Raw genomic sequence first — 20,687 nt, forward strand, 5'->3', positions numbered from 1 at the left:
CCCTTTGGAGGGGCCATGGCACGATTCGCGGTGGCCGCCGTGCTGGTTTGCCTGGCCGCGCTCGTCCCCGTCTCGCCGGCGGCGGGGCATCCCGTTCCCGTGCGGCACGACGAGCAGATCGCGTTTCACCGGTGGCGGGCGTTCCCGCACTGGCAGGCCGGACGGACCGGCGCGTGGGAGACCGCGACCTGGACCTCGCCCACCCGCAGGATCGGGTTCGGGGCCAGCGAGCTCGTCGCCTCGTGGAACGCCCGGACGCCCGCGGGGACCTGGCTGCAGGTCGAGATGCAGGGGCACTACACCGACGGGGAGAGCACCCCGTGGTACGTCATGGGGCGCTGGGCCGCCGGCGACCAGGACATCAAGCGGTCCTCGGTGGACGGGCAGGGCGACGCCCACTCCTCGATCCTGACCGACACGTTCGCCATCGACGACGCGTCCAAGGGGGTGCTGCTGGCCGACTACCGGCTGCGGCTGACCCTCTACCGCACCCCCGGCACCCGCGAGTTCCCGCGCGTGTCCCAGCTCGGGGCCATGGTCTCCAGCGTGCCGGACCGCTTCACGGTGGCGCCGAGCGCGGGCCACATCGCCTGGGGCAAGGAACTCGACGTCCCGCGATACTCGCAGAACATCCACATCGGACAGTACCCGCAGTACGACGGCGGCGGCGAGGCGTGGTGCTCGCCCACCTCGACCGAGATGGTCGTCGAGTACTGGGGGCACAAGCCCAGCGCGGCGGACCTCGCCTGGGTCGATCCCGCCTACGCCGACCCGCAGGTCGACCACGCGGCCCGGATGACGTACGACTACACCTACGAGGGCGCCGGGAACTGGCCGTTCAACACCGCGTACGCGGCGACGTACGGGCTCGCCGGGATCGTCACCCGGCTGCACTCCCTCGACGAGGCCGAGCGGTTCATCGCCGTCGGCATCCCGGTCGTCACCTCGCAGTCGTTCCTGGCCGGCGAGCTCGGCGGCGCGAACTACTCGACGTCCGGGCACCTGTTCGTGATCGTCGGGTTCACCGCGACCGGCGACGTCATCGTCAACGACCCCGCGTCCTCGTCCGACGACGCGGTCCGCAACGTCTACAAACGCTCCGAGTTCGAGCAGGTGTGGCTGCGCACCAAGCGCCACCGCGCCGACGGTTCCGTCGCCTCCGCCAGCGGCGGCATCGCCTACATCATCGCGCCCCCGGGCAAGCCGCTGCCCCGTGTGGCCGGCTCCGGCAACTGGTGAACGGTTCGCGGGTCTCGGCGGGCCAGACCTACGCGGTCGCCGACTTCAAGCCGGGGGAGTACTACCGGGCCGTGTCGTTCGACGGCTCCGCGCCCGGCTACCGCACGGTCGTGCGGGGCAAGACGTGGTACGCCCAGATCCAGTTCGGCCACCGGCTGATGTACATCAGCCTGGACGACGTCACGATCCTGCCCTCGCCGCTGGGCGCGCCACCAGCGTGAGCGTCGCGGCGCGGTCGGGCGTCAGGGGCCCCTCGACGACGGACCGCGCCGTGCCGCACGCGTGCAGCATGACCCCGGGCTCGACGACGATGCCGACGTGGTGGACGCGGCGGCCGGGGTGGGCGAAGAAGTACAGGTCGCCGGCCCGCTCCTCGCCCGGCGCGAGGGGCGTGGCCGCGTCCGCCTGCTGGTGGGCGTCGCGGGGCAGCCGCACCCCGTGGCAGCGCCAGGCCAGGTGGACCAGGCCCGAGCAGTCGATGCCGCCCGGCGACAGGCCGCCCCAGACGTAGACGACGCCGAGCAGCCGCCGCGCGGTGGCGAGCGGGTCGGCGGGTTTCGCGCAGACGTCGGACTCGGCCACCCACAACGGTTTCGCGGCCCCGGGCACGCATACCGGCAGCCAGCCGCCCTCGGGCGGGCCGGCCGCGGACAGGCGGGTGCCGAGCGGGACGCCGGGCATGGCGAGGGTCCCGTTCGGCGCGTCCCGCAGGTCGGCGAAGAGCGCGTCCACCATGGACACCGAGGAGACGTCCGGTGTGGACGCCTCGGCGAGCTGGGCGAGCGGCAGCCAGCCGGGGTAGTCGCCCTGGTCGGGCAGCCGGACCCGGGCCCATCCGTCGGCGCGGATCTCCTCGACGCTCGCCGCGTCGCCGAGCGGGGCCTGCGTGACAACGTTTGCGTCCGTACGATCATCGGGGTCCGACCACAGCGTGGCCAGCGGCACGCGCACGGCGTGGGTCACGGTGCCTCCTTCAGGCTCATGGCTCGATGACGCGTAGCGGCGATCGCCCCAGACCAGGCGACACCCAGTCCGGGCGCGTCGGGCAGCACGACCTCGGCGCCGTCGTAGCGCAGGCCGCCGGTCAGCGGCGAGCCGGCCAGGAACCAGGCGGCGTCGAGGTCCGACACGACCGTCGTGCCGCAGGCGGCGACCAGGCTCGCCGCGGCGCCGACGCCGACCTCGGTCTCCATCATCGAGCCGACCATCGTGCCGACGTCGTGGGCGGCGGCGAGCTCCAGCAGGGTGCGGGCCGGGCCAAGACCGCCGCACTTGGCGAGCTTGACGTTGACCATGTCGGCGGCGCGGCGGCGGATCACCTCGGTCAGGTCGCGCACGCCGAAGACCGCCTCGTCGGCGAGGATCGGCACGTCGACGCGGTCGCTGACCCAGGCCAGGCCGTCGAGGTCGGGGGCGGGCACCGGCTGCTCGACGAGCTCGATCGAAAGGCCCGCGTCCTGCATGCCGCGGATCGCCCGGACCGCCTGGCGCGGGGTCCAGCCCTGGTTGGCGTCGAGCCGGATGAGCGCGTCGGGGCCGGCCTCGGCACGGACGCGGCGGATGCGGGCGATGTCGGCCGCGACGGCGTCGCGCTCGCCGGGGCCGGCCTTGCCGACCTTCACCTTGAGCACCCGGAAACCCTCGGCGGTGCGGGCCCGCGCGGCCGCGCCGAGGGTGTCCGGGTCGCCGGCCGGCAGGGTGACGTCGGTGGGGACCCGCAGCCGGGTGCCGCCGAGGAGCCGGACGAGCGGGATGCCGAGGCGGCGGGCGGCCAGGTCGTGCAGGGCGGTGTCGGCGGCCGCCTTGACGCCGTGGTTGCCGGCCGCCGCCGCGCGCACGAGCCGGGCGCTGCCGGCCACGTCGTCGGCGTCGCGGCCGGTCAGCGCCGGGGCGATCAGCTGCTCGACGCAGGCCGCCGCCCCCGCGACCGACTCGCCGGTGACCTTCCAGACCTGGGGCGCCTCGCCGAAGCCGGACCGGCCGTCGGCGTCGACGACCTCGACGAGGAGGCTTTCGACGGTGGTGGCGGTGCGCAGGGCGGTGACGAACGGGGTGTGCAAGGGGACGCTGACCCGGTGGGTGCGCACGGCGGCGATCGTCATCGGCCGCGCTCCGCCCACACGGTCGCGGAGATGTCGGCGATGTGCCGGCAGGCCCGCTCGTCGTAGTCCTCCGGCGGGGTGCCCTGCGCGGTCGTGCACACGGCGATGACGTACGGCGGGGCGTCGGGCGGGAAGACGAGGCCGGCGCTGTGCCGTACACCCGGCATCCAGCCGTTCTTGTGGGCGACGCGGACGCCCTCGGGCAGGCCGGCGGCGAGGTCCACGCGCCACTGCTGGGCGGCGAGCAGGTCGAGCATCCGCGCGCACGAGTCCGGCTTCGCGAGGGTGCCCAGGTGCAGGGCGGAGAAGAGCGCGGCGAGGTCGGCCGCCGTGACGACGTTGTCGCGGCCGGCGTCGCGGGCCGCGTAGTCCTCGATACCGCGCGCGGTCACGCTGTGCCGGGCGCCGGCGAGCCGCCACACGTCGGCGACCGCGGGCAGGCCGACCCGGGCCAGGAGCAGGTTGGTGGCGAGGTTGCTGGAGCGCACGATCATCCGGCGGGCCAGCCAGCGGGCCGGTGCGGTGCCGCCGAGGCGGGTCCAGACCTCGTCCTCGTCGTCGTAGCCGCGGTCGATGCGATACCGCGAGCCGTCGCCGAGGGCGCCGGCGAAGTCGTTGACGACCGGCACGGGCGCGTCGAGGTCGAGCTCGCCGGCGTCGGCGGCGCGGTACAGCGCCGCGAGCACGGCGACCTTCATCGTGCTCGCGGCGCCGTGCGGGCGATCCGGGTCCTGGCAGTGCCAGGCCGGACCGCCCGGGTCACCGACCCAGATGGAAACCGAGGCGTTCATGAACCTCACTTCGCATAGGCATTCACGAACTGCGGACTGCCGAAGACGCTGTCGATGAACACCCCGCCGACCCGCGAGCCGTGCAGGGTGAACATCACCTGCACGTAGAGCGGGACCACCGGGGCATACTCGCGCATGATCCTCTCGTCCAGCTTCGCCCATTCGGCGCCCTGCTGCTCGGTGGGGAGGGCAAGAATCCGGTCGAAGTCGGCGTTGAGGGCGGGCTGGTTGAGATACGAGGCGCCGTTGTTGCTGCCGTCGGCCTTGATGGCGCGCCCGTCGTAGAGCACCGGCAGGATCGCCGCCCCGCTGGGCCAGTCCGCGCCCCAGGATCCGATGTACAGATCCCAGGGGTTGTCCTTCTTCTTCGTCTCGTCCAGGAACGAGTCGGCGGGGATCGCCTTGAGGGTGATGCGGAACCCGGCCTTCTCCAGGTCGCTCTTCAGCGTGGTGCTCAGCGCCTGGAAGGTGCTGTCGTCCTGGAAGGCGAGCACCAGCTCCCGGCTCGCCCCGCCGAGCAGTTCCCTGGCCTTGGCCGGGTCGCCGCTTTTGCCGGCCGGGTACGCGTCGTAGTTCTTCCAGCCGATCGTCGCGGGCGGCATGAGCGTGGTGACCGGCGCGGCGAACGTGGCTCCGCCGAGGGTCTTGACGATCCCGTCGCGGTCGATGGCGTAGTTGAGCGCCTGGCGCACCTTCAGGTCGGTGACCCGCTGGTTGTTGATGGTGAGCGTGTAGTGCTGCGGCGTCGGGGCCTGCAGGATGCGGTCCTTGAGCGCGCCGTCACCGACCACCTTGGACACCAGCGAGGGGTCGACGCCGTTCCAGCTCACCGCGGTCTGGTCGGCGCCGCTGTCGGCGATGATCCGGTTGGTCTGGGTCACCGGGTCGGACCCGAACGACCACACGAACGCGTCGGGGTACTGGTGGCGCACCGCGTCGGTGGCCGGGTCCCAGGCGGTGTTGCGTTCCATGGTGATCCGGGTCCCGGCCTCGTTCTTCGTGATCTTGTACGGCCCGGAGGCGACGGGCCTGGCGTCGTACTGCGTCCCGGTGTCCTTCGCCGCGGGCACGGGCGCGGTCGCCGGCAGGGACGCGGCGAAGGGCAGGTCGCAGTGCGGCTTGGCGAAGGTGAGCGTGAGCGTCTTGTCGTCAGGGACGGCCAGGCCCGGAGGGAGTGACGATTTGGTGTTCTTGAAGTCGTACCTGGTGTCGAACTGCGGCGTGTCGGCGAGCCACTCCTGGATGTAGGTCGGCCCGCCGGTCAGGGACAGGTCGAACGAGCGCGCGATGCCGTAGGCGATGTCCTTGGCCGTGATCGGGCTGCCGTCCTCGAACTTGACCCCGTCCTTGACGGTGAACCTCCAGGTCTTGCAGTCCTGGTTGACGTCGGTGCCCGGGGTGGTGGCGAGGTCGCCGACGAGCGTCACGTGCCCCTGCCCGTCGTCCTTGAACGTGGTGAGGCGGCGGGCGTACAGCTGGGAAGCGTTGAGGCCGACGAAGCTGTAGATGCGCTGCGGGTCCAGGTGCGAGATCTTCGTCTGCCGGAGGACGGTGACCGTGCCGCCCTTGGCCGCGCCCGGCACCTCGGCCGCCGGCCCCTGCGAGTCCTTCGGGTCGGTGGCGATCGCGCCGGTCGCCTGCCGGCCGGTGCCGGCCTCCGGCTCGTCGTCGCCCCGCTTGTTGTTGGTGCACGCGCCGAGCGCCGCGACGAGCGTGAGCGCCACGGCGGCCGTGAGTGGTCTGCGCAAAAGTCCTCCCCTTATCGAAGCCGGACCCGCGGGTCGATGGTGGTGTAGAGCGCATCGACGACGATGTTGGCGACGACGATGCAGACGGCGGCGAGCAGGACGGTCGCCATGATGGTCGGCAGGTCCCCGTCGCGCACGGCGTCGATCGCGGTCCGCCCCAGGCCGCGGAAGCCGAAGGTGGTCTCGGTGATGACGGTGCCGCCCAGCGCCGCGCCGATGTCCAGCCCGGCGGCGGTCACCAGCGGCGTGATCGCGGCGCGCAGCACGTGCCGGCGCACCACGACCCGCTCCGGCAGGCCCTTCGCGCGGGCGGTGCGCACGAAGTCCTCCGACATCGTCTCCAGCAGCTGCGCGCGGGCGAGGCGGGCGTACCCGGCCGAGAACAGCAACGCCAGCGCGCACCACGGCAGCACCAGCGCCGACAGCCAGCCGAGCGGGTCTTCCAGCAGCGGGGTGTAGTGCGGGTACGGCAGCAGCTTGAGCGTGTAGACGAAGACCAGCAGCAGGACGCCGCCCACGAAGTACAGCTGCATCGAGGCTCCCGACAGCGAGAAGCCGATCGCCAGGCGGTCGAAGACGGTCCCGCGGCGCAGAGCCGAGAGCATGCCCAGCCCGATGCCGAGCGCCAGCCACAGCACCGCCGCCGGGATCACGATGCTCAGGGTCACCGGGATGGTGCGCGCGAACGTCTCCGCCACCGGCTCGTTGTTGACGTAGCTGTACCCCAGACACGGCGCCGGGCACTGCTCGCGGCCGGTGAGGACGCCCTTGAAGTACCGCAGATACTGCACCGGCTTGGGATCGTTGAGCCCGAGCTCGTCCCGCACCCGCTCCAGCCGCTGCGCGTCGCAGTTCTTCGGGCACATCGCGGTGGCCGGGTCGCGCGGCAGCGCGAAGAACATCAGAAACGTCACGACGCTGACCGCGAAGAGCGTGAGCAGGCCCAGCAGGACCCGGCGCAGCAGGAAGGTGCCCATGGGCGCTTACCGCCGCGACTTCGGGTCGAGCGCGTCGCGCAGCGCGTCGCCGAAGAGGTTGAAGGCGAGCACGAGCACGAAGATCGTGACGCCGGGGAAGAGCACGTACGCCGGGTCGGTCCGCAGGTAGTTGAGGCTGCGGAAGATGGTCCGCCCGAAGTCCGGCGTCGGCTCCAGCATCCCGATGCCGAGGAAGGACAGCGCGGCCTCGCCGGTGATGTACGCCGGGATCGACAGCGAGAACGCGACGAGGATCGGCGCCCCGAGGTTGGGCAGGAGCTCCTTGCCCAGAATTCTCGGCAGTCGCGCCCCGCCCGCCTTCGCTGCCTCGACGAATTCCCGTTCGCGCAGCGACAGCACCTGCCCGCGCACCAGCCGCGCGGTGGTGGTCCACCCGAACGCGGTGAAGAGCGAGACGAGCACGACGACCCGGAACCAGCCCGGCACCGCCTCCCGCGGCCCGTAGAAGTGCAGCTCGATGGGGCGGATCACGGCGAGGGTGAAGATGAGGAACGGCAGCGCCAGCGTCACGTCGGTGATCCAGTTGATGACCGCGTCGATCCACCCGCCGAGGTATCCGGCGACGATGCCGAGCAGCACCCCGACGGCGGTGGTCATGAGCGCGGCGGCGAAGGCGATGCCGAGTGAGGTCCGCAGCCCGTAGACCATCTGGATGAACAGGTCGCGGCCCTGCCCCGGCTCGAGCCCGAACCAGTGCTCACCGGTGATGCCGCCCGCGATGCCGTACGGCATGCCGTAGCGGTCGAGATCGTCCTTGAACGCGTCCTGCGGCCCGATGCCGTACGCCATCCGGATGAGCGGGGCGGCGAGTGCGACGAGGACGAGCACCAGCGAGACGAGCCCGCTCACGGTCGCCGTGCGATCCCGCCGGAGCCGCACCCAGGTCATCTGCCCGGCCGAGCGGGTCCCGACATCGAGCGGCGTCATGGTCATGGGGCCGCCTCCCGAACATCATCTACGCCTCGGAATTCCGATGCGAAAGTAACTTACAACGATGGTGGGCGATCCGTGAAGCCCCGCGCCCCGGCCGTGATTTGCTCCTTCCTGGCCGCCTGCCCGCGTCGCTCGACGTCGCTATGAGCTTGCACGTCGTTCTCGGCGCTGAAGTTGCCGCACTTGGCCGGCGAGTTCGGACCGGAGCGGGCTCGGCCCGAAGGGCCGGTGTGACGGCTACGGTGGCGCGACGGCCGGCGTCATCTTCACGGCGGAGGGCGTCCCGGGCGCGGAGCCGAGGGCTGCGGGGGCGTGGGCGTCGAGGTCATCGAGCGGCTGACCGACTCTTGCCGGGCAGAAATATATCGCATAGCGTACGCCGCATCACGTATTTCTGGAGGCGCCATGAACCTCTCCACGCGCAAGCGATCTCCTGTTCTCATCCCCGTGGCCCTTGCACTTCTCGTGACCGTGAGCGCCTGTGGAGGCGGCGGTGACGCCGGGAAGCCGGCCGCCGAGGTGGCGGCCGACGACAGCCTGCGAGCCCTCGTGCCCAGCGAGATCGCCGCACGCGGCACGATCGAGGTCGCCGGTTCGGCCGACTTCCCGCCCGACAACTTCCTCGACACCAATGAGAAGGACGTGATCGGCTACAACGCCGAGATGCTCGACGCGATCGCGGCCAAACTCGGGCTGAAGATCAATTTCACCCGGACGAAGTTCACGGGCGTGATCACCGGAATCGAGGCCGGCCGCTTCGATGCGGGAATCAGCTTCCTCGACACGAAGGAGCGCCAGAAGGCCGTCGACATCCTCGACACCTACCGCGTCTCCCAGTCCTTCATCACGCTCAGCGACTACCAGGGCGACCCGATTCCGTGCGGGAAGCGGGTCGGCGTCGGAGCCGGCAGTGCCGAGGCGTTGATCATCGAGGACCTGTCCAAGAAGGAATGCGTGGATGCGGGCAAGCCGGCGATCGAGCCCGCCATCTACCCGAGCAATCCACAGGCGGTCGTCGCGTTGACCAGCCAGCGAGTCGACGCGGTGTTCGCCTCGACGGCACCGGCCGCCTATGCGGTCAAGCAGGCCGGTAGTGCGCTCAAACTGTTCGGGGACCCGCGCATGGCCGGTGGTTACACCGGAATCGCGGTCGCCAAGAACAAGCCGGAGCTGCGCGACGCGATGAAGGCCGCGCTCCAGGAACTGATGGACGACGGCACCTACCGGAAGATCCTCGAGAAGTGGAACGTCCAGGGCATCGCGTCTGACAAAGCCGTCATCAACGCGGGCACCGACTAGGGGCCCGCGCGATGAACAGCCAGCCCGGCACGCAGCCTGACGGGGCTTCCCGCCCAGTGATCGCGGTCGTCGCGGGTCCCACCGCGACGATCCTCAACACGCCGCCGATGGGCGCCGACCCGGCCGCGCTGATTCCACAGCGCCTGGGTGAGGACGGTTCCATCGAAGTCGTCGACCGAAGCGGCCACCCGATCGACGAGCATCTCAACAGTGCGACGGACCGAGCCCTGCGCAAGGTCGCGCCGGCCCGCGGGCAGCTCGTGGCGCTGCCGCTGCCGCAGGGCGCGGGACCTGCCTCGCAAAGCTTCTTCCCGTCCGCTGAGCGCCTCTACGAAGAGCTTGACACCCTCTGGACCGACGAGGCAGGGCGTACCGGCGCGCTCGGCCGGCTGGCCCGATACCGGCACTTCCGCGCCGGGCCGCCGGCCGGATACACCTTCGGTGAAACGCCGGAGGTCCTCGGCGTCGACTACTTTCCGTACGGCGCCTGGGACAGCCGTGCCGAGCCCGACATCGGCACGCTCATGACCATCACCAACAAGGTCCAGGAGATCGTCGGTGCGGCCGAGGTCGCCGGGGTGCAGTGGCTCGAGGGCAGTCCGGTGATCGAGGAGACGTTGTACTGGCTCGGCCTGCTCATCGACACCGGCAAGCCCATCGTCGGTCAGGTCGCCCAGCGCTTGCACCGCTCGATCGGATCCGACGGCGGGCAGAACCTCGTCGATGGCGTGCGGTACATCGTCTCGGAGGCATGGAATCTGGACGGTCGAGGTGACGCCGTGGGCGCGGTCCTGGTGGCCGACGGTGTCGTCCGCACGGCGCGGGGGGTGTACAAGGTGGCCGGCCGCCCCGGTGGCTACGCCGGTGGCGGCCCGGTGGCCACCTGTACCACCCGGTGGCCGATCCGGCTGGAGTATCGGCCGCTGCGGCGGCACACCCGCGACTCGGCCGTGCGGATCTCCGCGCTGCCCCGCGAGGTCCGCGCTCTGGACGGCGCCGGTGGCAGCCGGCTCGTCCGGGTGACGGACAGCCGCGGCCGGCTCGCCCCCGAGGTGCTTCCGGTCGTCGACATCGTCGTGTACGGCAGGTATGGCATCGCCGGCGCGTGCGGCTGTGCCGATCTCGGTGTCAAGGACGCCGTGTCGCACAACGTCGAGCGCCACGGCCTGGCCGGCTTCGTGCTGGAGGGCATCGCCCCCAACGGATGGGCCAGCCGCGCGGTCGAGTCGTCCCTGTCGGTCGCCGTCTATTCGGGGTTCCCCGTTGTCTGGTGCGGCCGCGGCCGGCCGGAGGATCCGGTCGGCAGAACGCCCACGCCGTTCGTCGCGGGCAGCAACCTCAGCGCCACGAAGGCCCGGATGCTGCTGCTCGCCTGCCTGCTCAGGTTCGGCGCAGCGCCCGCGGCCGAGGACCCGAACCGGCCCACCGCCGCGGAACAGCGCGCCACCGCCGCGTACGTCCAATCCCTGCAAGAGGTCTTCGACACCCACTGAACGGAGGCAGACATGATGCAGCCGAGGCACTTCGACCCGGTTCAGGCTGAGTTGGCCGATGAGCCGGAACGCTTCGCCGGGGCGGTCTCCCGCACAGACCTCTACCGCCACGGCGAGGAGGCCGGCACCGACATCACCGGGGTCCACTTCGCGCCCGGGGCGCGCACCCTGCCCCACACCCACAGCGTCGACCAGGTGCTCTATGCCGTCAGCGGCCGGGGGGCAGTGTCCATCGAGGGGGAGGTCCACGAACTGCTGCCCGGCGACTGGGTGGTGATCCCGGCGCACGCCCACCACTGGCACGGCTCCGTCAATGCGGAGGAGAGCTTCACGCAGATGGCCCTGAAGGCAGGTGGTACGACCCGGTGGCTCCAGGCCGACGACGAATGGCACCGGCATGAGTAGTGCTACAGCCGATCGGCGAGAACTCGGGCCGGCGGCGCCGGACCCGTTTCGCGTAGTCAAGCAGCGCCACCCCTGGCGCTGGGTCTCGGTCGCGATCGCGCTCCTGCTCGCGGGTCGCCTGGTGGTCTCGATGATCACCAACGATGCGTACCGGTGGGACGTCTTCGCGCAGTACATGTTCAGCGAGGCGATCCTCAGCGGCCTTCTGCTGACCTTGGAAGTGACGGCGATGGCGATGGCCCTGGGCATCGTGCTCGGGATCGTCATCGCCGTGTGCAGGATGTCGCGGAATCCGATCCTGTCGAACTTCGCCTGGTTCTACACGTGGATCTTCCGGGGCACGCCGACCCTGGTGCAACTCATCTTCTTCTACAACCTCAGCGCGTTGTACCCGAAGGTGACGCTGGGCATCCCGTTCGGTCCCGACCTGCACAGCTGGCCGACCAACGCATTGATCTCGGCGATGGTCGCCGGCGTGCTGGGGCTCGGCCTCAACGAGGCGGCCTACATGTCCGAGATCGTTCGCGGGGGTCTGCTGTCCATCGACCGGGGACAGACCGAGGCCGCCATGGGTCTGGGGATGACGCCATGGCAGACGTTCCGCCGGATCGTCCTGCCCCAGGCCGTCCGGGTCATCATCCCGCCGACGTTCAACAACATCATCGGGATGCTGAAGTACTCGTCACTGGTCAGTGTGCTGTCGCTCGGCGACCTGCTGTACGTCTCGGAGCAGATCTTCTCCCGGAACTTCCAGCCGATCCCGCTGCTGCTCGCCGCCTCTACGTGGTACCTCGCCTGCACCTCGATCCTCATGGTGGGGCAGATCTACATCGAACGGATATTCGGCAAGGGCGTCGCTCGCGCCGGATCGACGCGCATCGGCCGGGTTCTCTCGGGTGGCCGCATGGTGCGGAAGGTGGTGCGAGGATGACGCCCCTTGTCACGATCCGCGGCGTGCGCAAGTCCTACGGCGGCAACGAAGTGCTCAAGTCGGTGGACCTCGAGGTGGACCGGGGCGAGGTGGTCTGTCTGATCGGAAGGTCCGGGTCCGGCAAGACCACGCTGCTGCGCTGCATCAACCACCTGGAGTCCGTCGACTCGGGCATCATCAAGGTCGACGACGAGTACGTCGGGTACCGGGAATCGAACGGCGCGCTCGTCGAGCTCTCCGAGCGCAAGGCCGCGCTGAACCGGCGGCACATCGGCATCGTGTTCCAGCAGTTCAACCTCTTCCCGCACATGACGGTGCTGGACAACGTCATCGAGGGCCCCATGCGGGTACTCAAGCGCCGGCGCGCCGACACCGTCGCGCTCGCGGTCGAGCTCCTCGAGCGGGTCGGAATGGCGCACAAGAGCGCCTCGTACCCGCGGCAGCTCTCGGGTGGCCAGCAGCAGCGGGTGGCGATCGCGAGGGCGCTGGCCATGCGCCCGAAGCTGATTCTCTTCGACGAGCCGACGTCGGCCCTCGACCCCGAACTGGTGGGAGAGGTGCTCGACGTGATGCGGGATCTGGCGGCCGACGGCATGACCATGATCGTGGTCACGCATGAGTTGCGGTTCGCCGAGGAGGTGGCGAACCGGATCGTGTTCATGGAGGACGGACGCATCGCCGAGTCGGGCGCCCCGAGCCGGCTGCTCCGCGATCCGCAGGCCGACGGCCTCAAGGCGTTCCTGTCCAGGTCGGGCTTCTCGAACTAGCCATGGGTCTTCTCGCGATCAAGTCAACGTCACCGGCGTGCGATATATCGAATATGGAGCAGCTTGATGAAGCCCAGAAGCACCCACTATGACGCCGTGATCGTCGGCGGGGGCCACAACGGTCTCGTCGCCGGCTTCTACCTGGCGGCCGCCGGCCGCCGGGTCCTGGTCGTCGAGCAGCGGGCCCAGGCCGGGGGACTCTGCGCGCCGGTGGAATTCTTCCCCGGGTATCGCGGCACGATCACCAACACGCCGAGCGCACTGGAGCCGCGGATCTTCGAGGACATGCAGCTCGAGCACTTCGGGGTGACGTTCGAGCGGCCCGATCCGACCATGGTGTTCCCGCTCGCGGACGGACGGTCGTTCAAGGGCTGGAGGGACAGGAAGCGGACCGAGGCGGACCTGCACGCGCTGGCCCCCAAAGACGTCGATGCCTACTTCGGGGTCATCGAGTTCTTCAACGACTTCGCGCGCAAGCTCGGCGTCTCGGTCTTCGACGATCCGCCGAGCCTCGCGGAGCTGGCCGCATCGATGCGCACACCGGACGACGAAGCGGCGTTCGCCGAGGTGTTCTTCGGCAGCATCCAGGACTTCCTGGACCGGCGCCTGTCGAGTCCGCATCTCAAAGCACTGCTGGCGAGCCTGTCCATGAGCGCGGGCAACGTCGCGCCCTCGACCCCCGGGTCACCGATCGGGCTCCTGCGCCGCCCGCTGTCGCTGGCGAGCGGGACCACGGCGGCCGACGATCCGCGCCGCCACATGGTCCGCGGCTCGACCGGCCTGCCTCGAGGCGGCATGGGGACGATCGCCGAAGCCATGCGCGGGGCGGCGGAGGCGCGGGGCGTCGAGATCTGCCTCGAGACCCGGGTCGAACGCATCCTGACGGCCGGGGAGCGGGCGACCGGCGTCGTGCTCTCCTCCGGGGACGAGGTGACGGCCCAGACCGTCCTTTCCAACATCAATCCCAAGACCACGCTGCTGAGCCTGCTGGACAACGCGGCACTCATCCCGACCGGCCTCGCCGACCGGCTGCGCGACCTGCGGATGGCCGGTGGGGCATTCAAGCTCGTCCTGGCGCTCGACGGCCTTCCCGTCCACCGGTCGGCCACCTCCGACGCGCAGGCACGACAGTTGGCGGCCTGTCAGTACCGCTACTCACCGACCGTCGAATACCTCGAGGAGGCATACGACGACTACAAGTACGGCCGCCCGTCGAGGCGTCCCAAACTGCTGGGGCTGACCCCCTCGGTCGTCGACCCCAGCCTCGCTCCACCCGGACGGCACCTGATGAGCGTCAACGTCTGGTACGCGCCGTACCGCCTCGCCTGCGGATCGTGGGACGACGAGACGAAGGACAGGTTCGCGGCGAACTGTATCGACACCATCGAGGAGTTCATCCCGAACATCAAGGACATCATCGTCGACCGGGCGACCTTCAGCCCCGTCGACTTCGAGCGCGAGTACGGGCTGGTCGAGGGCCATCAGTTGCACGGCGACATGACGCCCCTGGGGATGTTCGGCAACCGCCCGACCCCCGGCCTCGCCCGGTACCGCACGCCGGTGAAGGGCCTGTATCTGTGCGGCTCGGGCGTCTGGCCCGGCGGAACGGTGACCGGCATCCCGGGCCACAACGCAGCCGCCCGGGTCCTTCGCGACACCTCCGGGGCGCAGGACGAGGTCTCGGCTCCAGACGTTCCGTCGGCCGGGTGACCCGATGGACACCATCGACCTGGCAACCGGGGTGCCGGACATCGATTCCCCGCAGTCGGCGGCGGCTGCGGCCGTCGAGGCGATCAGCCGCGGCGACACCAGGTACGTCGGCGCGGCCGGCATCGCACCGCTGAGGGAAGCCATCAGCCGGTCCCTGCGCGAGCGCGGCCTCGCGTACGATCCTTCGCAGATCATGGTGGCCGCCGGGGCCAAGCTGAGCGTGTTCTGCGTACTCAGCGCACTGATCAAGCCCGGCAGCAACGTTGTGGTGCCGGTTCCGCACTACGGGGGATACCGCGGTCACGTCGAGCAGTTGGGCGGGCGGCTCGTCGGCCTCACGACGACACCGGACACGGGCTACAAGGTCACCGGGGCCCAGCTGCGGGACGCTCTGGACGACGAGACGAGCGTGGTGCTGCTCAACTCACCGGCCAATCCCAGCGGCGCCGTGTACACCGCCGAGGAGCTCGCCGCTCTCGCCGATGTGGTGCTCAACCACAGCTCGGCGATCGTGCTGAGCGACGAGATCTACTCCCGGTTCGTGTACGACGGGCTGGCCGCGCACAGCATCGGCTCGCTGGGGCCCGAGATCCTGGCCCGGACGATCACCATCGACGGTGTCTCCAAGGCCTACGGCATGACCGGTTGGCGGGTCGGCTATGCCGCGGGGCCGAAAGCCGTCATCGACGTGGCCCGGCGGGTTCACGCATCGCTGTGCAACTGCGCTTCCTCGATCAGCCAATGGGCCGCCTTGGGCGCGCTCACCGGCACGCCACAGAACCACCACGACGTCCGGCGGCATCAGCAGCTGCGAGACCTGTCGAACGCCGTGGTCGAGCGCTGGCGCGGTATTCGGACGGTCAAGCCGTCCGGCGCCATCTACCAGCTGATCGAGCTCGTCCCGGAGGAGCTCGGCATCGCCCCCGGCGACGGCCGGTCCTTCTTCGAGACATGGGCCTCCCGTGCCCGCGTCTCGATCGCGCACAACGGCCGATTCGGGGACCCGGTGTTCGGCCGGCTCACCTTCTCGGTGCCGCGGCCCGAACTCGAGGAGGGACTCGGCAGATTGTCGGCCGCCCTCGAGGAACTCGCCGATACCAACCAGCTGTCGTTCGGGAAAGGAACAATGCGATGAATCGGTACTTCACCGACGAGGAGTACGGCGCGCGGCTGGCCGCCGTGCGGGCGGACATGGCTGAGCGGGGCATGGACGCTCTTCTGGTTACCGGCCCGGAGAACATCACGTATCTCACCGGCTACACAACGCCCGGCTACCACATCTTCCAATGCCTCATCGTGCCGGCCGAGGGCGACGTCAGGTTCGTGGTGCGCAACACCGAACGCGTCAACGTCCCCGACCTGCCGTGGATCTCGGACACGGTCCCGATCGAGGTGCAGGCCCTGTCGGATCCGATCCCCACGCTGCTCTCGGCGATCAGGCGGGCGGGACTCGCCGGCAAACGCAACGGCGTGGACCGGCGCAGCCTGTTCCTCCCTCCGCTGTACTACGACCAGCTGCGGGGCGAGCTGCACGGCCTGATCGACGCGTCCGGCCTGGTGGAACGCCATCGCGCTCGCAAGTCGGCGGCGGAGATCGCTCTGATCCAGCGGGCGACCGAGCTCGCCGAGGGGTCCATCAGCGCCGGGCTCGAGAGTCTTCGCGCCGCCGGGACCGACAGCGACGTCGCGGCCGCGGTGCTGGCCAGCCTCGCGCGTAGTGGCAGCGAGTACACCGGCTCGCCGGCCTACATCGTTCCCGGTGTCAGCTCGCTCGTGACTCACTCGACGCACGCCCAGCGACCGATCGGCGACCAGGAGCCGCTGCGCATGGAGGTCTGCGCGTCGAAGGGCAGGTATCACGGTGTCCTGACCCGGACCGTGACGCGGGCAGAGCCGACCGGACAGCTCAGGGACATGGTCACGCTCTCGGCGGCTGCCGGCGAGGCCATGCGAGCCGCCGCGCGGCCGGGAGTTACGATCGGTGAGGTCGACAAGGCCGGTCGATCCCTGGTGGAGGCGGAGGTCCCGGCTGCGTACTGGCCGAATCGAGGCGGCTACAGCATGGGCATCTCCTACCCGCCCGGGCTCGGTGAAGGCGACGTCCTCGACATTCGCGCCGGCGATCCCCGCCCGATCGAGGTCGGCATGGTATTTCATCTCCTGCCGACGCTCAGGGTCCCGGGCCTGGGTGCGGTCGGGTGCACGGACATCCTGGCGGTCGAGGAGCATGGGACGAGATTTCTGAGCAGCCTGCCTCGGACAGTCCTGTCCGCGGCGCAATGACGTATGCGATGTCGCACCAGATCACGGAAAGGGACGAACAGTGAAGGCCGACGATTCCTCGCCGAGGATCCTACCGCTGGCAAGGCACCAGAACCTCGCGGTTCGTACGGCAGCGCTGCTCCGGGAGGCGATCGTCGACGGCACCCTCGCCCCGGGCATGGACCTCAAGATCCCGCAGATCGCGAAGCTTTGCGGGGTGAGCGCCACGCCCGTCCGGGAGGCCCTCATCCATCTGACCGAAGCGGGCCTGGTCTCGGTCCACCCCCAGGGCATCCGGATTGCCACACCGTCGAAGCCGGCGCTGGCGGAGGCGTTCGAGGTGCGTGAGTGCCTGGAGGGGATGACCGCGAGGCTGGCGGCGCAGCGGCGCTCCGACGAGCAGTCCGGCTCGATCGTCGAGCTGGCGAACCGCAGCCTCGAAGCGGCCGACAACAGCGAGGCCGACGAGTTCAGGGCGCTCGACGCGCAGTTCCATCTCGCGATCGTCAGCGCTGCCCGCTCGAGCCACCTCGAGCGGTACGCCCGCAATGCCCTCGACCTCGCCCAGACGCTGCGCAACATCAGGCCCATGCAGCGAGGCTTCAAGGCGGCCTCGGCGCACCTGCACGTCACGGTCGCCGAGGCGATCGCCAACCAGGACCCCGACGGCGCCGAGGCCGCGATGCGCGCGCACGTGCGCGAAGTCCTGGGGCACATTCTCGAAGAGGACGACCCCGGCCGTGAGTAGCGTCCGGGATCGCACATCGAACACCTCGGTGATCGCGGGCCGGATCAACGGTAACCGGGTCGGCGGCAGCACCCGCAGGCTGCACGGCCCGGCCGGGGACGTGGTCGCACACGTATCACTCTGCGGCATCGAGGACGTCGACACGGCCGTCAAGGCCGCCGCCGACGCGCAGCACGCCTGGCGCCGCACTCCCGCACCGCGCCGCGGCGAAGTCCTCAGCCGCGCCGCGGCGCTGCTCGTGCAGCGCCGCGCCGAGTTCGCGACCACCATCACGCTCGAGGAAGGTAAAACGCTGCGGGAGGCCGGGGCCGAGGTCGACCGCGCTGTCGACTATCTCTCCTTCTTCGGCGCCGAAGGGTGGCGCCTCGCGGGCCAGGAATTCGCCGGCCTGGAACCGAACCTGACCATCACCTCCCGACGGGAGCCGCTGGGGGTCGTCGGGCTGATCACCCCCTGGAACTTCCCCCTTGCGATCCCCGCCTGGAAGCTCGGACCGGCGCTGGTCGCCGGCAACGCCGTCATCCTCAAGCCCGCCCTCGAAGCGCCGGGCCCGGGTGTGCTTCTCGCCGAGCTGCTCGAGTCGGCCGGACTGCCTGCGGGTGTGCTCAACGTCCTCGTCGGCGACGGTGGCACGATCGGAGCTGCCGTCGTCGCGCATCCGGGAATCGACGCCATCAGCTTCACCGGCTCCACGCAGGTCGGCCGGCAGATCGCCGCGGCGGCCGGTCAGCGCATGGCCCGCGTCCAACTGGAGCTGGGCGGATCGAACGCCACCGTGGTCCTGGACGACGCGGACCCGGACGCAGCCGCGGAACTGATCGCCCGTAGCGCGTTCGGGCTGACCGGCCAGGCCTGCACCGCCACCAGCCGGGTCTATTGCACCCCGGGCATCGCGTCGTCACTCGTGGCGGCGCTGGTCGCCCGGGCCCGGTCGCTCCGGCTCGGGGACGGCACCGACCCGTCGGCGGATGTCGGCCCGCTCGTGAGCACGACCGCTCACGCACGGGTCGCGGACATCGTCGACACAGCCGTGCGGGAAGGGGCCATCCGGCATACTCCGCGAGCCGCGGCCCCGCCCTTCTTCGAGCCCACGGTCCTCACCAACCTTCCACCCGGCGCTCGCATCCTCAACACGGAAGTGTTCGGCCCGGTGGTCGCGGTCGTGGAGGTCTCCTGCGTCGAGGAGGCGATAGCGTGCGTCAACGCCAGCCCGTACGGCCTGGTCGCCAGCATCCTGACCGACTCGCTGTCCGCGGCGCAGACCTTCACCGACGAGGTCCGGGCCGGCACCGTCAAGGTGAACGAGACGACCACCGGAAATCAGCCCAACGTGCCCTTCGGCGGGCTGAAGGACTCGTCCAACGCGGCGTTCAAGGAACAGGGATCAGTCGCTCTGGACTTCTACACGGTATCCAAGTCGGTCTACCTGCGATGGTAGCCGCCGTCGCGGAAGATCGCGGGGGGACTCAGGGGTTGCGGAGGTCGCTCAGCGCGGCGTGGACCACGCCGTCGGTGCGTTCCAGGGCGCGTCGCGCTGTTGCGGCCGGGGTCTGGGCCAGCAGGGCCACCAGGGCGACCTTCGACTCGCCACCGGCCTCGGCCAGGGCCGTCGTGCACGCGTGGGCGGGCAGGCCCGTCGCCTGGGTCAGCATGCGGACCTGGCGGCCGCGCAGCTTCGCGTTGCTGGCCACCATGTCGGTCATCAGGTTGGAGTAGGTGCGGCCCAGGCGGACCATCACCGCCGTCGACAGGGCGTTGAGCACCAGCTTCTGGGCCGTGCCCGCCTTCATGCGGGTCGAGCCGGTGATCGCCTCGGGGCCGGTGTCCACGGCGATGTGCACGTCGGCGAGCGGGGCCAGGGCGGCGGCGGGGTTGGCCGAGACCAGGACCGTGGCCGCGCCGGCCGCACGGGCCGCGCGCAGGGCGCCGCCGACGTAGGGGGTGCCGCCGCTGGCCGTCGTGCCCACGGCGACGTCGCCGGCGCTCATCGCGCGGGCGGCGGCCGCGCCCAGCTCGACGTCGTCCTCGGCGCCCTCGACGGCGTCGTGCAGGGCCGGCAGGCCGCCGGCGATGTGGGCGACCACGCGGTCGTGACCGACGCCGAAGGTGGGGTGCAGCTCGGCGGCGTCCAGGACCGCCATGCGCCCGGAGGTGCCGGCGCCGAAGTAGTGCATGCGGTGGCCGGCGCGCAGGGCGGCGACCGCGAGCTCGACGGCCTCGGCCAGGCGGGGCAGGACCGCCGCGACCGCCGGGGCGACCCTGCGGTCCTCGGCGTTGATCAGCCGGAGCATGTCGAGGGTGGGCAGCCGGTCGATGTCGGCTGTATGAGGATTGCGCTCCTCGGTGGGCGGGACGCTCACCAGCGGCCCCGATCGGACTTGGTCCGCCGGCTGCGCACCGCGTCGCGGGTCGCCTCCAGCGCCGCCTTCGTCCGGTCGTAGGTGCGCTGCGCGACACCGACGAACACACAGTCGACCACGGTGAGCTGGGCCAGCCGGCTGGCCATCGCGCCGGAGCGGAACGTCGTCTCGCGCGCGGCGGTGGTCAGCACCAGGTCGGCGACCCGGGTGATCGGCGACTTCGGGAAGTTGGTGAGCGCGACCGTCGTCGCGCCGTGGCGGCCGGCCTCGGCGAAGGCCTCCATGGTGTCGACGGTGGTGCCGGTGTGCGAGATGCCGATCGCGACGTCGCCCTCGCCGAGCAGGGCCGCGCTGGTCAGGGCCAGGTGCAGGTCCGACCACGCGTAGGCGGTCAGGCCGATGCGGTGCAGCTTCTGCTGGAAGTCCTGGGCCACGAACGCGCTCGCGCCCACGCCGTAGATGTCGATCCGGCGGGCCCCGGCGATCGCGGCGATGACCCGGCCGAGCGCGTCGAGGTCGAGCTGGGCGGCGGTGTCCTCGACCGCGCGGGCGTCGGCGTAGGCGATGGTCTTCACGACCTGGCCGAGGTCGTCGGACAGGCTGATGTCGCTGCCGACCGCCTCCTGGGCGCCCTCGTCCTGCTGCACCCGCCCGGCCTCGGCGGCCAGCCGCAGCCGCAGCTCCGGGTAGCCGGAGACGCCGATGGCGCGGCAGAAGCGGATTACCGTGGTCTCGGAGGTGTTGGCGCGCTTGGCGAGCTCGGTGATCGTCATCGCCGCGGCGGTGGCCGCCTCGTCGACGATGATCGTTCCGACCCGCTGCTCGGCGCGGGAGAGCGAGGGCAGGAGTCCGCGGATCTTCACGGCCGTGGAGACCTGGCGAGCCTCGTCCTTCATGTGGA

At 70.6% G+C, this 20,687-nt stretch carries 20 protein-coding genes; 12 read left to right on the top strand and 8 right to left on the bottom strand.

The features are described from left to right. Positions 1-15: 15 nt before the first annotated feature. Positions 16-1,239, top strand: coding sequence for a C39 family peptidase (locus ACQPY0_RS14350; RefSeq protein ID WP_432988820.1), 1,224 nt, complete (start codon positions 16-18; stop codon positions 1,237-1,239). After that, complete coding sequence (locus tag ACQPY0_RS14355; RefSeq protein ID WP_432988822.1) at positions 1,236-1,460, top strand: hypothetical protein; 225 nt, start codon at positions 1,236-1,238, stop codon at positions 1,458-1,460. Before ACQPY0_RS14350 ends, ACQPY0_RS14355 begins: the two co-directional genes overlap by 4 nt. Here the strand turns inward: ACQPY0_RS14355 and ACQPY0_RS14360 are convergent. From ACQPY0_RS14360 to ACQPY0_RS14385, 6 genes are read right to left on the bottom strand one after another with little or no spacing between them, the layout of a single operon-like run. Next, the gene (locus ACQPY0_RS14360; protein ID WP_432988824.1) at positions 1,420-2,202 is read right to left on the bottom strand and encodes an NlpC/P60 family protein; all 783 of its coding nucleotides are present in this window, start codon (positions 2,200-2,202) and stop codon (positions 1,420-1,422) included. The genes ACQPY0_RS14355 and ACQPY0_RS14360 overlap by 41 nt on opposite strands. After that, positions 2,199-3,341, bottom strand: coding sequence for a mandelate racemase/muconate lactonizing enzyme family protein (locus ACQPY0_RS14365; RefSeq protein WP_432988826.1), 1,143 nt, complete (start codon positions 3,339-3,341; stop codon positions 2,199-2,201). The genes ACQPY0_RS14360 and ACQPY0_RS14365 overlap by 4 nt, the downstream gene beginning before the upstream one ends. Beyond that, a complete protein-coding gene (locus ACQPY0_RS14370) occupies positions 3,338-4,132 on the bottom strand; it encodes a serine hydrolase (RefSeq protein WP_432988828.1) in 795 nt (264 codons plus the stop codon). Before ACQPY0_RS14370 ends, ACQPY0_RS14365 begins: the two co-directional genes overlap by 4 nt. A 5-nt stretch (positions 4,133-4,137) precedes the next feature. Then, a complete protein-coding gene (locus tag ACQPY0_RS14375; RefSeq protein ID WP_432988830.1) occupies positions 4,138-5,880 on the bottom strand; it encodes an ABC transporter substrate-binding protein in 1,743 nt (580 codons plus the stop codon). 11 nt (positions 5,881-5,891) lie between these two features. After that, the gene (locus tag ACQPY0_RS14380) at positions 5,892-6,857 is read right to left on the bottom strand and encodes an ABC transporter permease (protein ID WP_432988832.1); all 966 of its coding nucleotides are present in this window, start codon (positions 6,855-6,857) and stop codon (positions 5,892-5,894) included. A gap of 6 nt (positions 6,858-6,863) precedes the next feature. Then, the gene (locus tag ACQPY0_RS14385; RefSeq protein ID WP_432988834.1) at positions 6,864-7,811 is read right to left on the bottom strand and encodes an ABC transporter permease; all 948 of its coding nucleotides are present in this window, start codon (positions 7,809-7,811) and stop codon (positions 6,864-6,866) included. A gap of 312 nt (positions 7,812-8,123) precedes the next feature. Between ACQPY0_RS14385 and ACQPY0_RS14390 the strand changes: the two genes are divergently transcribed. From ACQPY0_RS14390 to ACQPY0_RS14435, 10 genes are all read left to right on the top strand, one after another. After that, positions 8,124-9,110, top strand: coding sequence for an ABC transporter substrate-binding protein (locus ACQPY0_RS14390; RefSeq protein ID WP_432988836.1), 987 nt, complete (start codon positions 8,124-8,126; stop codon positions 9,108-9,110). A gap of 11 nt (positions 9,111-9,121) precedes the next feature. Beyond that, positions 9,122-10,603: an asparaginase domain-containing protein gene (locus ACQPY0_RS14395; RefSeq protein WP_432988838.1), complete on the top strand. Its 1,482-nt coding sequence runs from the start codon at positions 9,122-9,124 to the stop codon at positions 10,601-10,603. 12 nt (positions 10,604-10,615) lie between these two features. Further along, the gene (locus ACQPY0_RS14400) at positions 10,616-11,008 is read left to right on the top strand and encodes a cupin domain-containing protein (RefSeq protein WP_432988839.1); all 393 of its coding nucleotides are present in this window, start codon (positions 10,616-10,618) and stop codon (positions 11,006-11,008) included. Beyond that, positions 11,001-11,939: an amino acid ABC transporter permease gene (locus tag ACQPY0_RS14405; RefSeq protein WP_432988841.1), complete on the top strand. Its 939-nt coding sequence runs from the start codon at positions 11,001-11,003 to the stop codon at positions 11,937-11,939. The genes ACQPY0_RS14400 and ACQPY0_RS14405 overlap by 8 nt, the downstream gene beginning before the upstream one ends. After that, positions 11,936-12,706 (top strand): amino acid ABC transporter ATP-binding protein, encoded by a 771-nt coding sequence (locus ACQPY0_RS14410; RefSeq protein WP_432988843.1) that lies wholly within the window; start codon positions 11,936-11,938, stop codon positions 12,704-12,706. Before ACQPY0_RS14405 ends, ACQPY0_RS14410 begins: the two co-directional genes overlap by 4 nt. A 66-nt stretch (positions 12,707-12,772) precedes the next feature. Beyond that, on the top strand, positions 12,773-14,416 hold the full coding sequence (locus tag ACQPY0_RS14415; protein ID WP_432988845.1) for a phytoene desaturase family protein: 1,644 nt from the start codon (positions 12,773-12,775) through the stop codon (positions 14,414-14,416). 4 nt (positions 14,417-14,420) lie between these two features. After that, the gene (locus ACQPY0_RS14420; protein ID WP_432988847.1) at positions 14,421-15,551 is read left to right on the top strand and encodes an aminotransferase class I/II-fold pyridoxal phosphate-dependent enzyme; all 1,131 of its coding nucleotides are present in this window, start codon (positions 14,421-14,423) and stop codon (positions 15,549-15,551) included. After that, positions 15,548-16,699, top strand: a complete 1,152-nt coding sequence (locus tag ACQPY0_RS14425; protein WP_432988849.1) for a M24 family metallopeptidase — start codon at positions 15,548-15,550, stop codon at positions 16,697-16,699. Before ACQPY0_RS14420 ends, ACQPY0_RS14425 begins: the two co-directional genes overlap by 4 nt. A gap of 40 nt (positions 16,700-16,739) precedes the next feature. Next, a complete protein-coding gene (locus ACQPY0_RS14430; protein ID WP_432988851.1) occupies positions 16,740-17,426 on the top strand; it encodes a GntR family transcriptional regulator in 687 nt (228 codons plus the stop codon). After that, entirely contained in the window at positions 17,419-18,864 is a 1,446-nt protein-coding gene (locus ACQPY0_RS14435; protein ID WP_432988853.1) for an aldehyde dehydrogenase family protein, read from the top strand. Before ACQPY0_RS14430 ends, ACQPY0_RS14435 begins: the two co-directional genes overlap by 8 nt. Before the next feature lie 28 nt (positions 18,865-18,892). Here ACQPY0_RS14435 and murQ read toward each other — a convergent pair whose 3' ends face one another. Further along, a complete protein-coding gene (gene murQ, locus ACQPY0_RS14440; RefSeq protein ID WP_432988856.1) occupies positions 18,893-19,786 on the bottom strand; it encodes an N-acetylmuramic acid 6-phosphate etherase in 894 nt (297 codons plus the stop codon). After that, positions 19,783-20,682, bottom strand: coding sequence for a MurR/RpiR family transcriptional regulator (locus ACQPY0_RS14445; protein ID WP_432988858.1), 900 nt, complete (start codon positions 20,680-20,682; stop codon positions 19,783-19,785). The genes murQ and ACQPY0_RS14445 overlap by 4 nt, the downstream gene beginning before the upstream one ends. Positions 20,683-20,687 lie beyond the last annotated feature (5 nt).

Origin of the sequence: Dactylosporangium sp. CA-233914, from assembly GCF_050942935.1 — a bacterium.
GTDB lineage: Bacteria > Actinomycetota > Actinomycetes > Mycobacteriales > Micromonosporaceae > Dactylosporangium.

Excerpts from the sequence above, each read along its gene's own strand:
- ACQPY0_RS14350 (WP_432988820.1), top strand. The coding sequence starts at position 16 with ATGGCACGATTCGCGGTGGCCGCCGTGCTGGTTTGCCTGGCCGCGCTC.
- ACQPY0_RS14365 (WP_432988826.1), bottom strand. The coding sequence starts at position 3,341 with ATGACGATCGCCGCCGTGCGCACCCACCGGGTCAGCGTCCCCTTGCAC.
- ACQPY0_RS14370 (WP_432988828.1), bottom strand. The coding sequence starts at position 4,132 with ATGAACGCCTCGGTTTCCATCTGGGTCGGTGACCCGGGCGGTCCGGCC.
- ACQPY0_RS14380 (WP_432988832.1), bottom strand. The coding sequence starts at position 6,857 with ATGGGCACCTTCCTGCTGCGCCGGGTCCTGCTGGGCCTGCTCACGCTC.
- ACQPY0_RS14385 (WP_432988834.1), bottom strand. The coding sequence starts at position 7,811 with ATGACCATGACGCCGCTCGATGTCGGGACCCGCTCGGCCGGGCAGATG.
- ACQPY0_RS14395 (WP_432988838.1), top strand. The coding sequence starts at position 9,122 with ATGAACAGCCAGCCCGGCACGCAGCCTGACGGGGCTTCCCGCCCAGTG.
- ACQPY0_RS14400 (WP_432988839.1), top strand. The coding sequence starts at position 10,616 with ATGATGCAGCCGAGGCACTTCGACCCGGTTCAGGCTGAGTTGGCCGAT.
- ACQPY0_RS14405 (WP_432988841.1), top strand. The coding sequence starts at position 11,001 with ATGAGTAGTGCTACAGCCGATCGGCGAGAACTCGGGCCGGCGGCGCCG.
- ACQPY0_RS14410 (WP_432988843.1), top strand. The coding sequence starts at position 11,936 with ATGACGCCCCTTGTCACGATCCGCGGCGTGCGCAAGTCCTACGGCGGC.
- ACQPY0_RS14415 (WP_432988845.1), top strand. The coding sequence starts at position 12,773 with ATGAAGCCCAGAAGCACCCACTATGACGCCGTGATCGTCGGCGGGGGC.
- ACQPY0_RS14420 (WP_432988847.1), top strand. The coding sequence starts at position 14,421 with ATGGACACCATCGACCTGGCAACCGGGGTGCCGGACATCGATTCCCCG.
- ACQPY0_RS14425 (WP_432988849.1), top strand. The coding sequence starts at position 15,548 with ATGAATCGGTACTTCACCGACGAGGAGTACGGCGCGCGGCTGGCCGCC.
- ACQPY0_RS14445 (WP_432988858.1), bottom strand. The coding sequence starts at position 20,682 with ATGAAGGACGAGGCTCGCCAGGTCTCCACGGCCGTGAAGATCCGCGGA.